Origin of the sequence: Thiothrix winogradskyi (assembly GCF_021650935.1) — a bacterium.
Classification (GTDB): domain Bacteria; phylum Pseudomonadota; class Gammaproteobacteria; order Thiotrichales; family Thiotrichaceae; genus Thiothrix; species Thiothrix winogradskyi.
Genome location: NZ_CP091244.1, coordinates 931314 through 950087, shown reverse-complemented (window position 1 = coordinate 950087; position 18774 = coordinate 931314). Strand labels below are relative to the sequence as shown.

Here is an 18774-nt window from a genome sequence, read left to right as displayed (position 1 = left end):
TATAAAACATCACAGAACGAACGTTAGCAGAGTCTATACACCGGAAACAACCATCGTGGTCAATATTAGCTCAGATATACCATTGAATGTTTCAATTGTTTGGAACCTGCCAATATGTTGTTGAATTACAACATATTGGCATTAAATGATAATAAAAATCAATTAAAATTCAAGCAAATGATGGGTTAGCACTAACACACCTTCGCAGTAATCGCTGTGATAGCCATCACAAACTGCCGGTGTTTCTGCCGTAAAAAATTTCCTTCATTTCCTTGCGTAATTGCATTTCAATCTGCTTGATGTCTTTTTCAAAATAATCATTTTTACCTAGACCAAACAAGTAGTTATCCAATTCAAACTCCTTCAGCATCATCTTGGTGTGAAAGATATTCTCTTGGTAAACGTTAACGTCCAGCATGGAGTAATTACGTTTTGTTTCGGGTGACAAGAAATTTTGGATGGAATTGATCTTATGGTCGATGAAGTGCTTTTTACCTTTCACATCACGGGTAAAACCACGCACTCGATAGTCCATAATGACAATATCGGATTCCAAACTATGTATTAAGTAATTCAATGCTTTCAATGGCGAGATACGCCCACACGTGGAAACATCAATGTCGGCACGGAAAGTACTGATGCCGTTATCAGGGTGACTTTCAGGGTAGGTATGCACTGTCAGATGGCTTTTATCCAGATGTGCCACCACATCTTCCGGGTAAGGACCAGGACGTGCTGACGCTGATGCATGGATTTTTTCTTCTGACAGGATAGGTTCTTCCGATACCAGAATAGTAACGCTCGCGCCTTGGGGATCGTAATCCTGACGCGCCACGTTCAGAATATTAGCGCCAATAATGTCTGCCACATTGGTGAGAATGTTGGTCAAACGGTCGGCATTGTATTCTTCATCAATGTACGCGAGGTATTCTTCACGGTGAGCCGGACTCCTTGCGTAGCAGATGTCGTAAATATTAAAACTTAAGGTTTTTGTCAGGTTGTTAAACCCGTGCAGGCGAATCTGCTTTTGATGACGCTCAACCAATTCTGATCATCCTCTTTGTCAGGCGTAGCATAAAAAAATCAACCGGTTGACCGACAACCGGTACGGGAGTGAACTATGCAAAACTATGCCCCCGCGTGCAAGTGAAATAAATGCTTCACGGCGCTTCGTGCAACTCAAAATCGTGGGTAATCTCAGCGGTTTTGCCCAACATAATCGAAGCGGAGCAATATTTTTCGGCAGATAACTTAACAGCCCGCTCGACTTTATCGGTAGCGAGGTTGCGTCCGCTAACCACAAAATGCAAGTGGATACGGGTAAAAACCTTGGGATCTTTGTCTGCCCGCTCGGCTTCGATCTGCACTTCACAATCCAGCACTTGCTGTTTGGATTTTTGCAGGATCAGCACCACATCGAAAGACGAACAACCGCCCAAACCCAGCAACAGCATTTCCATCGGGCGCATTCCAAGGTTACGCCCCCCAAATTCGGGCGCACCATCCATCACCACGGAATGTCCACTGCCAGACTCACCGACAAAACTCATATTATCCAACCATTTGACTCTGGCTTTCACGCTAGGCTCCTGTTATGTGTAAAAGCAGATTCTAGCATAGTCCAGAATTTGACTTAACTCACACGCCCCATCCCGGTATTATGATAGTCTGGAATGCCAATTTTTAATGAATAAAGGAGCGTAACGAATGTTTGGAGAATCTCACGATCTCGCCACCGAATTTCCCGAATATAAAGAGCAGATTCATCACCTGAAAATGAATGATCGGCACTTTGCCCGCCTGTTTGACGAATACCATGAAGTGGACTCACAGCTTCATCGCATTGAGCAAGAAATCGAAGTCCATGCTGACGATTTTGTGGAAAGCCTCAAATTGCGCCGCCTACACCTAAAAGACGACCTGTATGGCATGTTGAAGCAAACGGCCTAAGCGTGGTCTGCCAGCCTGCGCTCAACCGCATCCCATAGCAGGCTGGCAATATTAGCAGCATAAATAGCATCCAATTCACGAATACACGTCGGGCTAGTGACATTAATCTCGGTCACATAATCCCCGATCACATCCAGTCCCACGAATAGCAAACCCATTTCCCGCAATACCGGTGCAATGCCTGCACAGATGGCGAATTCACGCTCCGTCAGATCCACACCAACACCCTTACCGCCTGCCGCCAAATTCGCCCGCCCCTCACCTTCCGCCGGAATCCTAGCCAATGCATGAGGGAACGGCTCACCGTCGATCAGCAAAATGCGCTTATCGCCCTGTTTATATTCCGGCAAAAAGCGCTGTGCCATCACCGTGCGTGTGCCGTGTGCGGTAATCGCCTCCAGAATCACATTGCGGTTCGGGTCGCCCTGTTTAATCTGGAAAATCATCGAACCGCCCATGCCATCCAACGGTTTCACCACAATGTGTTGCTGTTGCGCCAGAAATTCGCGGATACGTGCCATATCACGGGTCACACGGGTCGGCGGACAATATTCAGGAAACCACGCCGCAAATAATTTTTCATTGGCACTGCGGATACTCTCCGGGCGATTCACCACCAGCGTGCCGTGTTTTTGCACCAATTCCAGCAAATACGTGCTGTAAATGTATTCCATATCAAACGGCGGATCTTTGCGCATTAACACCACTGGCAATTCATGCAGCGGCCTAACCAGCGCTTCACCGAACGTAAACCAAGCGCTGGGATCGTCTTTAACCGTCACCGGATTCATCTTGGCAAACACCACGCCATCATCCATAAACAAGTCGCCTTGCAAAATATGGAATAAGGAACAGCCACGGCGCTGGGCTTCCAGCATCATGGCAAAGGTACTGTCTTTTTTAATGTTAATGCTGCTGATCGGATCCATAACAATACCGATAGCGTAGGCAGGAACGGTGCTCATGCGTGAACTCCCGACAAATAAAGGCTCAGAATTCCGCTTTCAGATCACGGGAAAGCAGCTCGTGCACCGCCTGTTTCGGCGGCAAGTGCTCGTAAAGGATACGGTAAACTTGTTGGCAAATGGGCATCTCCACCCCAGCACGTTCGGCTAACTTACCGATGGAAAGCGCTGATTTCGCCCCTTCTACCGCTTGACCGATTTCAGCAATCGCGGCATCCCGGCTTTTGCCTTGACCAAGCGCCAAGCCTAAACGCCGATTACGCGATTGGTTATCGGTGCAAGTCAGCACCAAATCGCCAACACCGGCTAAACCCATCAAAGTTTCGGGTTGTGCACCAAGCTTTGCGCCCAAACGCATGATTTCCGCCAAGCCGCGTGTGACAATCGCCACCCGCGCATTCGCCCCGAAACCCAAACCGTCGGAAATACCCGCCGCAATCGCCAAGACGTTTTTCACTGCCCCGCCCAATTCCACGCCTAACACATCGTTACTGATGTAAGCGCGGTAATTCGCTGCACTAAACGCCGCAGCAACGGCTTGCGCTAAAGCAGGCTGATTGGCTGCCACGGTCATCGCAGTCGGTAAACCACGCGCCACTTCAGCCGCAAAGGTGGGACCAGACACCACGCCATAAGAGCGGCATTGCGGCAATTCCTCTTCCAACACTTGATGCAGCAACTTACCCGTTTCTAGCTCCAAGCCTTTGGTAGCCCACAAAACGGCATCCTCAGCATTTAATAACGGGGACAATTTCCGCAACATGTCACGGAACACATGGCTGGGTACAACCACCAAATGGTAATCCGCAAACGCCGCTACCGTCGGCAAATCAGCGGAACACAGGAGTTTGTCAGGAAAAGCAATACCCGGCAGGTAATGTGCATTTTCACGTTGCCGATTAAGGTTATCAACGTGTTCAGGATTAATATCCCACAGCAACACATCCAGACCATTACGCGCCAATTGCAACGCTAACGCGGTTCCCCACGAGCCTGCACCGTAAACTGCGATGGACTGGATGCGCTCAATCATGCCGCGCCAGCTTTCGCTTGCTCTTCCTGTAAACGGCGAGCATACAGGGCATCGAAGTTGATTGGTGACAAGTGCAGTTCCGGGAAGCTGCCTTTCGAGACCATGCCCGCAATCACTTCACGTGCATACGGGAACAGGATGTTAGGGCAATACGCCGCCAGCAAATGGTTGAGTTGCTCCTGCCCATAACCCTGGATGAAGAATACCCCAGCTTGCTTGACTTCCACCAAAAATGCGGTTTTGTCATCGCTTTTGACGGTAATGGTAATGAACAACTCCACTTCGTAGTTGTCATTAGCCAGGGTATTGACCTTGGTATTCAAATCCAGATTGGTATTAGGGTTCCACTCTTGGGTAAAAATAGCCGGTGAGTTAGGCGCTTCAAACGAAACATCCTTGATATAAATACGCTGAATAATAAATTGTTGTTCTTGCGGTTGAGCGTCGCTCATAGCATACCCCTCTAATGGATTTAAGGTTCAAACAGCAAAGCATCAAGCTTGCCAGCACGGTCTAAAGCCGCCATGTCATCATAGCCACCGATGGATAAATCACCGATGAATATTTGCGGCACCGTATCACGTTGACTGAGACGCTCCATCTCTGCCCACAGTTCAGCATCATTGCCAACACTGATTTCTTCGTACTTAATGCCCTTGCGTTTGAGCAGCATCCGCGCACGTAAGCAATAGGGGCAGAACAGGGTCGCATACATGCGTACCGGGCGTTGCGTCATCGTTTACTAACCGGAAGATTGGCGGACTCCCATGCCATGATACCACCCGCCAGATTGCTGACATTCTCAAAACCTTCTTTGGTCATGACACCGCAAGCATGGGAAGAACGGCTACCACTGCGACAATACACCAAAACAGGCTTGTTTTTGGCATATTCCAATTCAACCAAGCGTTTTTTCAATTGCCCCAAGGGAATGTGCTTCGCGCCTTTGATTTTTCCAGCGCTCACCTCCCCTTCTTCACGGACATCAACCACAACCGAACCATCCTGATTGAGGATCTGCACCGCCTGAGTCGCGTTAACTTGTTTATATTTGCGGGTGAGGCGACTGAACTCTGTCCAGACGATCATGCCGATGATAGCCACCAACCCCATCATTAACAGGGGATGATTACGGGCGAAAACGATATACTCTTCCACATTAGACCCTTCAGCAACGAACAGTGGCTAAAGATATACATCACAAAGAACTAGGTAAACCCCTAAACACAGATTTTTTGGTAATAGTCAGGCAGATACTCAGTGTGGGGCAGTGCAAAAAACTTCCTGCATCATGCTAATCAGGCGCAGCGTGCGGTAATCGCCCACGCGGTAATAGACGCGATTAGCATCTTTACGTGAAGCCAAAATGCCTTTATCCCGCAAAATGGCAAGGTGTTGGGAAATATTGCTTTGGGATGTACCGACGCTATCCACAATATCTTGCACACTCACCTCTTTGTCACCCAGCACACATAGAATTTTTAAACGCAATGGATGTGAAATAGCTTTCAAAGAACGGGAAGCACGGTCAATGTCCTCTTCTTTGATCAACATATCTTCAATCGTGAAGTCACACTTATTGTTGAGAGCAATGCTACCCATAGATTTCCTCATCGAAAATGGTATTTTTTAAGTTTCCGTCACTCAAGCAACACTAACAATAAGACAGAAGACTCAGTATATTAGTATAGATAAATACGATAATATACTCTATTACATTCCGTGTCATCTCTTTCCTATGGTAGACTATTATCAACCATTAACAGCTTAGAACAATTGACACACGGTGAAAGTTTACCTCCCCCTGCTCATACTGCTATTCGTCTCATGGACTCATGCGAATGCTGCTGACCCCAAAAAACAGCAGCAACTACAGCGTGATATCCGTGAACTATCCAAAGAACTCAGCTCGCAACAAGGCGAGTCACGTGACTTGCAGAGTGAAGTGACCAAGCTGGAAAAAAAACTGGGTGAAATTTCAGACAAACACCACCAAACTGAAAAAAAAATTGACGCCACACTCAGCAAATTAGAGGACTCCGTTCGTAAACAACAAAAGCTCGATGCCGAATTGCAGGCTCAAAAATCCGGCTTAGCACAGCAATTACAGGCACTGTATACCGCTGGCGAACAATCCCATCTGCGCCTGCTGTTACGTCAGGACGAACCTTCTGACATTAGCCGCACTGTCCGTTACTTTGAGTATTTGAACGAAAACCGTGTCACCCGCATTCAGGGCATCCAAAAAACCTTAAATGACATTGAGGCTGTGCGTACTGCCATCGAAAAAGACAATAGTTACTTGCAGGAACTCAATAAAACCCTTGAACAACAAAAAGTCGACATTCAAGGTACACTGAAAGCCCGTTCATTCGCACTGGACAATATAAAAGGCGACATTCGCTCTGCTGAAAAAAAGCTTAGCAAACTAAAAACCGAAGAAGCCAACTTACAAGCCGTACTCGACCGTATTGCCGCCAATAAAGCCAAAGAAAAACAACAAACCAGTGCCACAACGGCTACAGAAGAACAGCAAACAGCCAAACCAAGCAGCACTGAAGCAACCACCAAGCCCGCAAAAACAACCAAGGCAGAAGCAGTCACCAACACTTCCTCAGCAACACTGAACAGCGGCAAAGCGTTTTCCAAGCTACGCGGTCAATTGCCTTGGCCCGTGAGCGGCAAAATAATCCACAGTTACGGTTCAGCACGAAATGAAAAGCAACGCTGGCGCGGTGTGGTACTGGCCGCCCCCGGTGGAAGCAAGGTCAAAGCCATTGCCAAAGGTCGGGTTGCGTTTTCCGGCTGGATGGATGGTTACGGACATTTAATCATCATCGAACATGACAATAACTACATGAGCCTTTACGGCTATAATCGGGCAGTATATAAAAAGGAAGGGGCAACAGTGAACGCCAATGAAACGATTGCCGCTGTCGGCAACTCCAGCGGACAAAGCCAAGATGCCCTGTATTTTGAAATCAGGAGCGGCACAACCCCGCAGAACCCAGCGCGTTGGTGTCGCTGAAGCCTGTCGTGAGCATACCACCACCGCACTCAACGAATACGTTACAATTGCACCATTTTTACAACAACTAAAGTGCATTTCTGCCACACAGTGGTAAACTGGCAGGGTTTTGCAACCTGTAAATGCCGCCACAAAACAATTCTGCTGACAAGGACGTGAGCAGCCAAAACATTGGAGAGATACGATTATGCATACACGTTACCGCGTTCTGGCTGGCACTATGGCTGGCGTTTTGATTGGTGTCACCACCAGCATCAGCCTCAATGTGTTCGCTTTCCGGCAAACGGTTGAAAACACGCCGCCACTGGATGAGCTGCAACAATTTTCCGAGGTCTACTCACGCATCAAGGAAAACTACGTTGAGGATGTCAAAGACAAAGACCTGATGACCAATGCCATTCGGGGAATGCTCAGCAACCTTGACCCGCATTCTGCGTATCTGGATGAGGAAGAATTCAAGGAATTGCAAGTCGGCACCAGCGGTGAGTTCGGTGGCTTGGGTATCGAGGTCGGCATGGAAGACGGCTTCGTTAAAGTAATCTCTCCTATTGACGATACCCCTGCTCAAAAAGCGGGTTTACAATCGGGCGATTTAATCATTCGTCTCGATGAAACCCCCGTGAAAGGCATGACCCTAAACGATGCCGTCAAACTGATGCGCGGCAAGCCGGGTAGCAACATTGACCTTATGATTGTCCGTGAAGGCAAAGACAAACCCTTCAAAGTAAGCATCAAGCGCGACATTATTCAGGTCAAAAGCGTCAAACAACGCATCCTAGAGCCGGGTTATGGCTATGTACGTATCACCAGCTTCCAAGCCAAAACCACTGAAGCACTAATAGAAGGCATCGAAACCCTCAAAAAAGAAAACAAGGATAAGCTGCGCGGCTTGATACTTGACCTACGCAACAACCCCGGCGGGGTCTTGAATGCAGCCGTCGGCGTATCGGATGCATTCCTAGAGTCCGGTAAAATTGTTTACACCGAAGGGCGGGTTGAAGATGCCAAGATGGAATACAGCGCCCAAAAAGGTGATGCCATTGACAATGCCCCGATTGTGGTACTGGTTAACCAAGGCTCAGCCTCCGCTTCCGAAATCGTCGCAGGCGCACTCAAAGACCACAAACGCGCCCTGATCGTCGGTCAGAAAACGTTTGGGAAAGGCTCCGTACAAACCGTCTTGCAGTTGAATGACAAAACAGCGGTCAAACTCACTACCGCGCGTTACTTCACCCCTTCTGGACTCTCCATTCAGGCGGAAGGCATTACACCCGACATTGAACTCAAAGCCCTAAAAGTCAAAGGTGAAGATGACACTGATGACATGCTTGACCCGGTATCAGAAGCCAATTTGAGCAAACACCTCAGCAACCCTAACGGTAATGGCAAAACCGAAAGCAAGCCTGCCGAGGAAAAAACCGAAGAAACCCCTGCCAACACTGAAGAAAAAACCGAAGGGAAAACCGAGGAAAAAACAGACAAAGCCATTGACGCTGATAAAGCTAAATCATCGCTGGCTGAAGACGATTATCAGCTCTTTGAAGCCCTGAATATCCTCAAAGGCATGGATTTGGTGCAAACCCGCCTCAAACAACCAGAGCCTAAGACCACGGAAGCCAACAGTGGTAAGGTTATGTAATGCAGAGCACCGCAATGGATGGACAACTGACCCATTTCAATGCTCAAGGTCAGGCACACATGGTTGATGTCGGTGGGAAAGATTTCACTCACCGCATCGCCGTTGCCGAAGGACGCATTACGATGCAGCCCCACACCTTGGAAAAAATCCTGCAAGGCGACCATAAAAAGGGCGATGTACTGGGCATCGCTCGCATCGCAGGCATTATGGCAGCTAAAAAAACTGCCGATTTAATCCCACTGTGTCATCCACTGGCACTGACCAAAGTTGACATCGCGTTAACACCACAAACTGAAACGGCTTCCGTCCATTGTCGTGTCAGCGTCGAAACACGCGGGCAAACCGGTGTTGAGATGGAAGCCCTAACCGCCGTGAATATTACCCTGCTAACCATCTACGATATGTGCAAAGCCATTGATAAAGGCATGTCAATGGAAGGCATCCGCCTGCTCCTGAAATCCGGTGGAAAATCAGGCGAATGGATCCGAACCTAATGTATTAAAACTCCCTACCTAGTGAGACTACTTGGTTAAGCACGTTAAAACCCTAGTGCAACTGCTTAAAAATTGCATTACACTACATGCAGTGGTAATTTTTTATACCCTGCATTGGTATTTTATAGCAACAACTTAACCGCTTATTTTCTAGGAAGTGTCATATGTTTTCGCGCTCCCGTCTTGCCTCCCCAGGCATAACCACAATCAGCGCTGTTACTATCGGAACTATTCTCATGGTGATGGCAGGCTCAGCATCTGCCAATCGAGTAACACTGGTCGCAACCATCAATAACCAATCCATACTAGAACCCGTTTCTTGGGCGGTATTCAAGCTTGATGGCACAAACACATCCTCAAAACCCGTCGCAGAACTCGAACGACGCCATAGCGGCACCGTATATTTGGATGCCGGACGTTATCGGGCTACCGTGACACAAGAACACATCCTCAAAGAAGCCATCTTCAAAGTCGAAGCCGATGTTGACAAAACCATCACCATTGCCTTGGACTAACCAAAAAAAAGGTCACATAACGTGACCTTTTTTTAGCGGCTACGCTGTCTTATTACGCAGGCATATAATGCTTGAATGGCTCGATGTCGATGGCATCACCGAACTGCTCTTTCGCATAATTGATCGCATATTTACGCTCACGGAAGAAACGTTCTTCGCCAATATGCTTAGCCAAGCCAGAACGCTGGAATGCCTCGTATACCCGCAACTTTGTCCGTGCAATATAAAACTCAATACCCGCAAACTTGAGACGATCTGCCAGCTTCTCTAACATTTCCTCCCCTGTGGAATCCACTTGGTCGATAGATTCCATATCCAGAATCAGGACTTTCAGATTGGGTTTTTGCGAAACGTTATTGAGCAATTTACCTTCCAAATAGCCGGTATTTGCAAAGTACAAATCGCCATCAAAGCGATAGACCGCGATCGAGTCGCTGGTTTTCAAGCCATGCGCAGCAGCATCACGCATTGTGCCATCCGCATCACGTGCAACCTCTACCAAGGCAGGGCTCATCGTGCGGTACAGGAATAAGCCCAATGACAATACCACGCCTAACAAGATACCCTTATCCAAATGCGGCGCAAATGCCAACGTTGCAAAGAAAGTAACAACAGCCACCACACCGTCATGCGGCTCGACTTTCCAAGCGTGCTTGATCGGAGCAATCTTAATCAAATTAACTACCGCCATAATAATCACCGCTGCCAAAGTCGCCTGCGGCAAGTGATACAGCAACGGTGTCAAGAACAACAAGGTCACCGCCACCAGCAAACCCGTCACTACTGATGAGAATCCGGTCATCGCACCTGACGCAAAGTTCACTGCAGAACGCGAGAATGATCCTGATACCGCATAGCCACCAAACACACCAGAGGTAATATTCGACAAACCTTGCCCAACCAACTCCTGATTCGCCGACAAACGCTGACGGGTTTGCGAAGCCATCGCTTTAGCAATGGAAATGGCTTCGACGAAACCAATCAACCCAATCACTGCCGCAGTCGTGGCTAACGACACAAAGTTCTGTAAACTCATTTCCACCAGCGGCAAGGAGAACGGCGGCAAGCCTTCAGGAATACTCCCAATCACACTACCGCCCATGCCTTTGTAATCCACTACCCACGATAAAACCGTGGTAATCAGCACCGTAATCAACACACCCGGCAAGCGTGGCGCATACTTCTTCAACACCACTAAGGTGGTCAGTGCAAAAGCCCCTAATGCGAATGTTGTCGCATGGGTATTCCCCAAGGATGTGAGGGTTGCCCACCAGAATTCATACGAATGGTCAAACTGATCGGCTTTAACATTCAACCCAAACAGTTTCGGCACTTGCGAAGTTGCAATAATCAACGCGCCCGCATTGGTGAAACCCACCACGACCGGATGCGACAAAAAGTCTACCAGCACCCCCATGCGCAATAAGCCGAGCGACAACTGGAATATCCCGATCATCAATGCCAATAGTGCGGAATAAACAATGATAGTTTCAATGGGCAAGCCCTGAGCAGCATAAGGTTGCATCGCCGCCGCCGACATCAGGGAAACGACTGCCACCGGCCCCGTGCCTAATTGCCGTGAAGAACCGAAAATTGCCGCCACCATGACCGGTAAAAAGGCAGCATACAAACCAATATAAGGCGGCAAGCCTGCTAATTGCGCATACGCCATTGACTGCGGAATCAACACCAAGGCAACCGTCAGCCCCGCCATCGCATCGGCTTTTAATACCGCCGGATTCTTTAATTCACCGATCCAAGCCATATAGGGCGTGAAACGGTCTTTCCAGTCACTTAGCAGTGACGCTAGCCAGCTACCCATGTTAATGCCTACCTCTAGCCAAATAAATGTGTGTGTTGCCTAAAAAGAAACCAGCGACATAGCCGCTGGTTCATTAGAATATAAGATTGTACTAAAGTTACCACAAAACAAATAGCGAAGGGATTCAATACTGAAACCCATCTACCATAGTATTCTTCAATACTATTCGACGGTCACGGATTTCGCCAAATTGCGAGGCTTGTCCACATCCGTGCCTTTCAACACCGCCACATGGTAGGACAGCAATTGCAACGGAATCGTGTACACAATCGGCGCAAGCATTTCAGGGACGTGAGGCATTTCCAACACATGCAAATTATCCGCCGCGACGATATGCGCATCGCGATCAGCAAATACATACAACTCACCACCCCGCGAACGCACTTCTTCCAAGTTGGACTTTAGTTTCTCCAACAAAGCCGTATTGGGTGCTACTGTAACAATCGGCATTTCGCTGTCGACCAACGCAAGTGGGCCATGCTTGAGTTCACCGGCGGGATAGGCTTCGGCGTGGATATAGGAAATTTCCTTGAGCTTGAGCGCCCCTTCCATCGCTATCGGGTAAAGTTCGCCACGCCCTAAGAACAGTGCATGGTTTTTCTCGATGAAACGCTCTGCCAATGTTTCTATTTTCGGGTTCAAATCCAACGCTTGCTCAATCAGCGCAGGCAATTTACGTAAATCCGCCACCATCTGTGCGACTTTGGCTTTATCCGCCCCCTTGGCTTGCATTAGCAATACCATCAGCAATTGCAACGCCACCAATTGCGTCGTAAACGCTTTAGTGGATGCCACGCCGATTTCCGGACCTGCCATTGTCATCAGCGCCATATCGGATTCGCGGGTTAAAGAACTTTCTGCCACGTTGCAAATGGTCAAGGTTGCCAATGCGCCGTGGTTTTCCTTGATCTTTTCCAATGCCGCCAAGGTATCAGCGGTTTCACCCGACTGGGAAATCGTCACGAACAACATATTCTTGCGCGGTGGCTGACGGCGGTAACGGTATTCGCTGGCCACTTCCACATTGCACGGAATATCGGTATTCGCCTCAATCCAATAACGCCCCACCAAACCCGCGTGGTAACTCGTGCCACATGCCAGAATCTGAATTTCTTCCACTTGCGCCAAGCGTTCCAACGCATCCGGCACACCTAACAATGCAGGCAAAACGTGATCGCCTGCCAGACGATTCTCCAATGTTCCGGTCACTGATTGCGGCTGCTCGAAGATTTCCTTCAACATGAAGTGGCGGTAGTCACCCAATTCTGCCGAACACATCGACGCATTCGACTCACGTACCGGACGCTCCACGCGCTCGCCATTCAGGTCAAAAATATCGATCTTCTTGCGGGTAATCCGCGCCACATCGCCATTTTCCAAATAAATAAAGCGGCTGGTCACGGGCAGCAAGGCTTGAATGTCTGAACCAATGAAATTTTCACCGATCCCCAAACCCAGCACCAGCGGGCTGCCTTGGCGTGCCACGATCAGCGTATCCGGCTCATCCGGCGAAATCACCGCCAGCGCATACGCGCCGTGCAATTCACACCGCGCTGCCATCACCGCATCCAACATGCTCACACCTTTGCGGCGGAACACGTCAATCAAGTGGGCAACCACTTCCGTATCGGTATCCGAAGTAAAGTGATAACCGCTGTCTTGCAAACGTTTACGCAATTCGACGTGGTTTTCGATAATGCCGTTATGCACCAAACCGACCCATTCGCCGCTGAAATGCGGGTGCGCATTGCGCTCGGCAGGCACGCCATGCGTTGCCCAGCGGGTATGCGCAATGCCCAGTTTGCCATCAATCGGTTCGCCTTCAAGACGCTCCATCAGCGCTGCCACCTTGCCCACTGCACGGCTACGTACCAAATCACCCTCGGCACGTACCACCGCCACACCGGCAGAGTCATAACCACGGTATTCCAGACGGCGTAAGCCTTCCAATAAAATTTCCACCACCGGACGTTGCGCAACTGCGCCGACAATACCACACATTATTTTTTCTCCTTCACTGGACGCTGCCAGCCTTTCAAGGTCATTTGTTTGGCGCGGGACAAGGTGAGTTCACCTGCCGGTGCTGCTTTGGTAATGGTTGAACCAGCGCCAATCGTAGCGCCGTCACCAATGCTGACGGGGGCAACCAATTGCGTACAAGAACCGACGAATACCCCATCACCAATCACGGTTTTGTGTTTGTTGGCACCATCGTAGTTACACGTAATCGTGCCTGCCCCAATATTCACGTCATCCCCCATCTCGGTATCGCCGATGTAGCTCAGGTGGTTGACTTTGCTGCCTTTGCCGATGTGCGCTTTCTTGGTTTCAACGAAATTGCCGATTTTCGCTTTGTCTTCCAACACTGTGCCGGGGCGCAAACGGGCAAACGGACCAATATCACACTTCGCCCCAATGACCGCCTCTTCAAGCACCGAATGCGCTTTAATGTGAGTATTATCACCAATCGTCGTATCCTGAATCACGCAACCGGCTTCCACCGTGACGTTATTGCCGAATTTGACCTTGCCGATCAACACCACGTTCACATCCAGGAAAACGTCCTGCCCGGTTTCGACCGTGCCGCGAATGTCCAAGCGGGCGGGGTCAGCAACGGTCACGCCTGCCAACATCAGCTTTTCTACTTGACGCTGTTGGCAAGCACGTTCCAAACGGGCCAATTGCACCCGATTGTTCGCGCCCTCGACCTCAACCGGATCAGCACACAGTACCGTATTAATGCTGCCGCCTTCGGCTACCGCCAAGCTGACGCAATCGGTGAGGTAATATTCGCCTTGTGCATTTTGTGGGGTCAGTTGCTGTAACCAACGCTTCATATCTGCACCACGCGCGGCAATAAAGCCGGTATTCACTTCGCCAATCTGGCGCTGTGCATCACTGGCGTCTTTTTCCTCGACAATCGCCTGCACCAAGCCGTCGGCATTGCGCACAATACGCCCATAGCCTTTCGGATCAGCAAGCTGCGTGGTTAGAATGCACAATGCAGCATCGCCCAACCCTTGCGCCAAGGCTTGCAAGGTTACGGAACGAATCAGCGGCACATCGCCATAGGCAATCAATACCACGTCGTCATTGTCCACCAAATGGATGGCTTGACTGACCGCATGACCCGTGCCTTTTTGCAGCGATTGCAGCGCCCAGTTGAGGTTTTCACCTTGTATGTGTTCACGCACCAATTCGCCGCCATGCCCATAGACAATAGCCATGTGGCACGCCACGTTACGGTTTTGCAGGGCAGCGCACACTTCCACCACATGTTGTAACATCGGTTTACCCGCAATGGGATGCAGAACCTTCGGCAAAGTGGAGCGCATCCGGGTGCCTTGACCCGCTGCGAGGATAATCGGGAAAATATTCATTGGGGAATGCCCGTCAGTAAATTTGTTGTCATAAATAATAGTCAGATTACCAAGACAGCCTATGTGATACTCATCACATCCAGCTCATCAAAGTTTTTTACCCAGCGGTGTTGCAAAGCATCAGTTGGCTGGTCTTCACGCACTACGCAGCAGGTTTTTAACCCGGCTTGCGCTGCCGCATCCAACTCTTCCGCAATATCCGATAGGAATAAAATCTCAGCGGCGGGCAATCCCAGCGCGGCAACAATTGCCTGATACGAGTTAGCCTCACGCTTATGCCCTACCGCCGTATCAAAATAGCCACTGAACAGCGGGGTTAAATCACCGGCATCAGAATACCCGAACAACAGCTTCTGCGCATACACTGAACCCGACGAATAGACATATAACGCCAGACCAAGCTCATGCCAGTGCAGTAAATGGCGCACCGCATCCTCATACACATGCCCCGTGAAATCGCCGTTGCGGTAGCCTTCTTCCCACATCAAGCCCTGAATTGCCTTTAGCGGGGTAATCTTTTTGTCTTCCGCAATCCACTGCCGCAATTGTGCAATCGCCCCCGCCAATGACAACACCGCATTGCCGGTTTCCAAGCGCACATCATCTATGAGTTTGGCGACTTGCGGGTCTTGACGATGCTTCACCACAAACGCTTCCATTTGCTGGTCGGCGTAAGGGAACAACACGTCTTTCACGAATGAGAGGCTGGTGGTCGTACCTTCAATGTCGGTGAGTATGGCTTTAATACTCATCAGTTCTCCAGGCGCGGAAACAATGCCGCAATTTCACTGCCGGTAAAATTCGCCACCCAACCGTCAGTATTGGTGAACAAGCGAATCGCCTTGAAACGTGGATTCGGCCCCATGTCAAACCAATGCGTTGCCCCCGCTGGCACACTGATCAAATCGCCTTTTTCGCACAATACCGTGTATACCTTGTCGCCCAGATGCAGGTAAAACAAACCCTGCCCATCCACAAAAAAACGCACCTCGTATTCGGAATGGGTATGTTCGTTCAAAAATTTCTGGCGAAACAGCGCTTTGTCGGGGTGATCGGGCGTTAAACTGACGACATCCACACTCTGGAAACCATTTTCTGCCATCAAGCGGTCAATATCCGCACGATATGCCGCAATCACTTCCTCTTGCGTTGCCGCATCCGCCAAGGGCGCATTAGCTTCCCAACGCTCAAAACGCACGCCCTGCGCTTGCAATAAAGCACTGATGGTCGCGTAATCGGTATAGGTTTCAGCCTGTTGCGGATTGTTATCCGCGTAAATCTTCAATTCACTCATGGTTTTACCTGTCTAATAGCATTTGTCGATAAACACATTCAAACAAAAATTCTAACGCCTCAATATGCCGCTGGGTATCCGCCACCGTCGCCCCCCACGTATACAAGCCATGCCCGCGAATCAAATAGCCGACAGTCTGCGGGTTTGCATCCAAATAAGCATCAACGACTGCCGCCAGCGCGGGAATATCTTGGCTATTCGGGAACACCGGAATCACCACACGACTCTCATGCGTGGTCACACCGGGGAATGCCTTTTGCACCTCATAACCCTCAAATACCACCTGCTCCAAACGCATCGACAGCACCGTGGCATTCACCGAATGCGTGTGCAACACACAGCCCAGTGCCGGATCACGCCGGTACATCACGGTATGCAAGCCGGTTTCAGCAGAAGGGCGCTTGCCAACATCCAAGGCATTGCCGTGCAAATCCGCCCGCAAAAATCCCTGTTCATCCAGCCGCCCTTTATGCTGACCAGAACTGGTAATGAGCATCTCCTCAGCACCCAAACGCGCCGAAAAATTGCTGCTAGTCGCCGGAACCCAGCCCCTAGCATGAAAAAACTGCCCTACGGCGATTAACTCAGCACGCAAGCGCAATAATGTCTCAGACATAACATCACTCATGGCATAAAGCATAGCATTTTCGCAGCATTGCACCCGTTTGTCAGACGATTTGCAAAAAGTCCTCCAAAACGTAAAAAATCGCTTTACATTAGAAAACCCTAATATTATAATTCTCTCATACTGAACTTACACACAAATTTGCTAGGAAACATACTCATGAAATTACAAGCTATTATCTTCTCTGCTCTGATCGCTCTGTCTGGCGCTGCTTCTGCTGAATTCTTTGACGGCTTCGACAACGGTTCTGCAACTGGCAACACTGCTGGTCAAGGCACTGCTGGTAACGGCACTGGCTATGGCAAAGGCAACGGCGATGCAAACGGCTGGGGTCGTGGTAAAGGCGACGCTGACGGTGAAGTTGATTTCGCGATCACTTTCAAAGGCAAAGGCCGCACTAACATGGATACCGACATGGCTGCTAACGGCAAAGGCAACGGCGACTGGTACGGCGCTGGCAATGGTTACGGCTACGGTGATGGCAACGGCAATGCTTACGGCACTGGCAACTCTTCCAAAGCTGGCAGCACTCCAATGATGGCTCCTGCTATGCCAATGGCTGCTCCTACTGCACCAGTCGCGGCTCCTGTTGCACCTGCGAAATAATACTTAGAGCGGGTATACCTGCTCACAATCCTAGCAAGGGCATCATTCTTAGGGATGGTGTCCTTGCTTTCGTTTATGCGTAAAAAAGCCCGGTCAATCCGGGCTTTTTTATGTCAGGTCAAGCGCGAGCTTAATCCCACTTCAGCGCCCCACCCGTTTGGTATTCGGTCACACGGGTTTCAAAGAAGTTCTTTTCCTTACGCATATTGGACTGCTCGTCCAACCAGGGCAGGGCATTTTGCGCACCGGGGAACGGTTCTGCCATGCCCAACTGACGCGCCCGACGATTCGCAATAAAGCGAAACTGTTCGTGATGGTCTTGCTGGCTATAACCCAAGATCGGGGTCGGCAAGATGTACTTGGAATAGTTGATTTCCGCCGCTTCTGCCTCATCCCACATATCGCGCACCGCTTGCGGGTCGAGTGTCACGTTTTCTTCCTGCATGATCTGGCGCACCACGCGAATACCAAACGAAGCGTGTAACACTTCGTCACGCATAATGTATTGGAATTGCTCACCCGTGCCTTTCATCATGCCGCGACGTTGCAGCGCAAAAATTGGCGAGAAACCGTTGTAAAACCAGCAACCTTCAAAAATTCCCGCAAAGAATGTGTACGACATCACAAAGTTATGCAAATCATCGCGGTTTTTCAGGTCAATATCGTGACGCAAGGCATCGTTTAAGCGCCGGTTCGCCAGTTGGATTTTGGCGTTGATTTCTGGAACAACGCGGTAACGGTTATAGATTTCCACCTGATCCAGCCCGATGGTTTCGATGCAATGCTGGTAAGTCCAAGTATGCAGGGCTTCCTCGTAGACTTGACGGGCTTGGTAGATTTGCAATTCCGGTGCGGTCATTTTTTCCATTACCGCCAAGCCAATATTGCGCATCGCCAGAATGTCGGAAGTGGTCAAATAGGCAAGGACGTTTTCGTACACATGGCGTTCGGCTGGGCTGAGGTTGTGATGGTAGTCATGCACATCCTGCGCCATATTGATGTCGAGTGGTGTCCAGTGGTTTTTATTGGCGTTGAGGAAAAAATCCCATGCCCACGGGTATTTGAACGGGGCGAGTTGGTTGATGTCGCCGCTGCCATTGATCACGCGCTTGTCAGCGCTACTGATCGGCTGTTGAGGTTTGAAAGGCTCTGGCACAAACGGCTGGCGGGTAGGGCTGACCGTTGGAGCGGCTTCTACAGTTCTGTGAGAAGCCGCCTCTGTTACCGTCGTTGCAAACGTCGCCGACTCCGTTGGCGATTTAACTGCAACTTGGGTTTTTGCGCTGAGCTCACTTTCATCTACCTCCACAGTAGGTTCTTCAACAAACACTTCGTCAAGACTAAAAGTCGGTTGGTAGCCGTTCGTGCGTGGCACGGGCGCGGCAAGTGGGTTATCCCAATCAAGCGTCATGATTTTACTCTC

At 49.7% G+C, this 18774-nt stretch carries 21 protein-coding genes; 6 read left to right on the top strand and 15 right to left on the bottom strand.

Going from position 1 to position 18774, the window contains the following annotated elements:
* Nucleotides 1-226: 226 nt before the first annotated feature.
* Entirely contained in the window at nucleotides 227-1045 is an 819-nt protein-coding gene (speD, locus tag L2Y54_RS04900; protein WP_236500422.1) for an adenosylmethionine decarboxylase, read from the bottom strand.
* A 115-nt stretch (nucleotides 1046-1160) separates the two neighbouring features.
* Nucleotides 1161-1580, bottom strand: coding sequence for an OsmC family protein (locus L2Y54_RS04895; protein WP_236500420.1), 420 nt, complete (start codon nucleotides 1578-1580; stop codon nucleotides 1161-1163).
* Between the two features lie 127 nt (nucleotides 1581-1707).
* Here L2Y54_RS04895 and L2Y54_RS04890 point away from each other — a divergent pair, with 127 nt between their 5' ends.
* On the top strand, nucleotides 1708-1950 hold the full coding sequence (locus L2Y54_RS04890) for an HP1242/YdcH family protein (RefSeq protein WP_236500418.1): 243 nt from the start codon (nucleotides 1708-1710) through the stop codon (nucleotides 1948-1950).
* On the opposite strand, the gene gshB is transcribed toward L2Y54_RS04890, so the two are convergent.
* The 6 genes from gshB to L2Y54_RS04860 form a co-directional block, all read right to left on the bottom strand.
* Nucleotides 1947-2915, bottom strand: coding sequence for a glutathione synthase (gene gshB, locus L2Y54_RS04885; RefSeq protein ID WP_236500415.1), 969 nt, complete (start codon nucleotides 2913-2915; stop codon nucleotides 1947-1949). The genes L2Y54_RS04890 and gshB overlap by 4 nt on opposite strands.
* A 25-nt stretch (nucleotides 2916-2940) precedes the next feature.
* Nucleotides 2941-3948, bottom strand: a complete 1008-nt coding sequence (locus L2Y54_RS04880; protein ID WP_236500408.1) for an NAD(P)H-dependent glycerol-3-phosphate dehydrogenase — start codon at nucleotides 3946-3948, stop codon at nucleotides 2941-2943.
* Nucleotides 3945-4400 carry a protein-export chaperone SecB gene (gene secB / locus L2Y54_RS04875; RefSeq protein ID WP_236500407.1) on the bottom strand — a complete coding sequence of 152 codons (456 nt, stop codon included), beginning with the start codon at nucleotides 4398-4400 and terminating at the stop codon, nucleotides 3945-3947. The genes L2Y54_RS04880 and secB overlap by 4 nt, the downstream gene beginning before the upstream one ends.
* A gap of 20 nt (nucleotides 4401-4420) precedes the next feature.
* Complete coding sequence (gene grxC, locus L2Y54_RS04870) at nucleotides 4421-4684, bottom strand: glutaredoxin 3 (RefSeq protein ID WP_236500404.1); 264 nt, start codon at nucleotides 4682-4684, stop codon at nucleotides 4421-4423.
* Entirely contained in the window at nucleotides 4681-5106 is a 426-nt protein-coding gene (locus L2Y54_RS04865) for a rhodanese-like domain-containing protein (RefSeq protein WP_236500402.1), read from the bottom strand. The genes grxC and L2Y54_RS04865 overlap by 4 nt, the downstream gene beginning before the upstream one ends.
* Before the next feature lie 99 nt (nucleotides 5107-5205).
* The gene (locus tag L2Y54_RS04860) at nucleotides 5206-5550 is read right to left on the bottom strand and encodes an ArsR/SmtB family transcription factor (RefSeq protein ID WP_236500400.1); all 345 of its coding nucleotides are present in this window, start codon (nucleotides 5548-5550) and stop codon (nucleotides 5206-5208) included.
* A gap of 184 nt (nucleotides 5551-5734) precedes the next feature.
* On the opposite strand from L2Y54_RS04860, the gene L2Y54_RS04855 reads away from it, so the two are divergent.
* From L2Y54_RS04855 to L2Y54_RS04840, 4 genes are all read left to right on the top strand, one after another.
* Nucleotides 5735-6976, top strand: a complete 1242-nt coding sequence (locus L2Y54_RS04855; protein ID WP_236500379.1) for a murein hydrolase activator EnvC family protein — start codon at nucleotides 5735-5737, stop codon at nucleotides 6974-6976.
* A 187-nt stretch (nucleotides 6977-7163) separates the two neighbouring features.
* Nucleotides 7164-8615, top strand: a complete 1452-nt coding sequence (locus tag L2Y54_RS04850; RefSeq protein WP_236500374.1) for a S41 family peptidase — start codon at nucleotides 7164-7166, stop codon at nucleotides 8613-8615.
* Nucleotides 8615-9109 (top strand): cyclic pyranopterin monophosphate synthase MoaC, encoded by a 495-nt coding sequence (gene moaC / locus L2Y54_RS04845; protein WP_236500370.1) that lies wholly within the window; start codon nucleotides 8615-8617, stop codon nucleotides 9107-9109. The genes L2Y54_RS04850 and moaC overlap by 1 nt, the downstream gene beginning before the upstream one ends.
* Before the next feature lie 164 nt (nucleotides 9110-9273).
* A complete protein-coding gene (locus L2Y54_RS04840) occupies nucleotides 9274-9624 on the top strand; it encodes a hypothetical protein (RefSeq protein ID WP_236500365.1) in 351 nt (116 codons plus the stop codon).
* Nucleotides 9625-9676: 52 nt separating this feature from the next.
* Here L2Y54_RS04840 and L2Y54_RS04835 read toward each other — a convergent pair whose 3' ends face one another.
* The 6 genes from L2Y54_RS04835 to L2Y54_RS04810 all read right to left on the bottom strand — a co-directional run bounded on the left by L2Y54_RS04835 (nucleotide 9677) and on the right by L2Y54_RS04810 (nucleotide 16736).
* Nucleotides 9677-11446, bottom strand: coding sequence for a SulP family inorganic anion transporter (locus tag L2Y54_RS04835; protein WP_236500364.1), 1770 nt, complete (start codon nucleotides 11444-11446; stop codon nucleotides 9677-9679).
* Between the two features lie 162 nt (nucleotides 11447-11608).
* Nucleotides 11609-13447 (bottom strand): glutamine--fructose-6-phosphate transaminase (isomerizing), encoded by a 1839-nt coding sequence (gene glmS, locus L2Y54_RS04830; RefSeq protein ID WP_236500356.1) that lies wholly within the window; start codon nucleotides 13445-13447, stop codon nucleotides 11609-11611.
* Nucleotides 13447-14826 carry a bifunctional UDP-N-acetylglucosamine diphosphorylase/glucosamine-1-phosphate N-acetyltransferase GlmU gene (gene glmU, locus L2Y54_RS04825; protein WP_236500348.1) on the bottom strand — a complete coding sequence of 460 codons (1380 nt, stop codon included), beginning with the start codon at nucleotides 14824-14826 and terminating at the stop codon, nucleotides 13447-13449. The genes glmS and glmU overlap by 1 nt, the downstream gene beginning before the upstream one ends.
* Nucleotides 14827-14885: 59 nt before the next feature.
* Nucleotides 14886-15578 (bottom strand): acireductone synthase, encoded by a 693-nt coding sequence (gene mtnC / locus L2Y54_RS04820; RefSeq protein WP_236500347.1) that lies wholly within the window; start codon nucleotides 15576-15578, stop codon nucleotides 14886-14888.
* Nucleotides 15578-16120: a 1,2-dihydroxy-3-keto-5-methylthiopentene dioxygenase gene (locus L2Y54_RS04815; protein ID WP_236500339.1), complete on the bottom strand. Its 543-nt coding sequence runs from the start codon at nucleotides 16118-16120 to the stop codon at nucleotides 15578-15580. Before L2Y54_RS04815 ends, mtnC begins: the two co-directional genes overlap by 1 nt.
* Nucleotides 16121-16124: 4 nt before the next feature.
* Nucleotides 16125-16736, bottom strand: a complete 612-nt coding sequence (locus tag L2Y54_RS04810; RefSeq protein ID WP_236500329.1) for a methylthioribulose 1-phosphate dehydratase — start codon at nucleotides 16734-16736, stop codon at nucleotides 16125-16127.
* A 168-nt stretch (nucleotides 16737-16904) separates the two neighbouring features.
* On the opposite strand from L2Y54_RS04810, the gene L2Y54_RS04805 reads away from it, so the two are divergent.
* Complete coding sequence (locus L2Y54_RS04805; protein ID WP_236500327.1) at nucleotides 16905-17351, top strand: hypothetical protein; 447 nt, start codon at nucleotides 16905-16907, stop codon at nucleotides 17349-17351.
* Between the two features lie 130 nt (nucleotides 17352-17481).
* Here the strand turns inward: L2Y54_RS04805 and L2Y54_RS04800 are convergent, their stop codons facing one another.
* The gene (locus tag L2Y54_RS04800; protein WP_236500325.1) at nucleotides 17482-18762 is read right to left on the bottom strand and encodes a ribonucleotide-diphosphate reductase subunit beta; all 1281 of its coding nucleotides are present in this window, start codon (nucleotides 18760-18762) and stop codon (nucleotides 17482-17484) included.
* Nucleotides 18763-18774 lie beyond the last annotated feature (12 nt).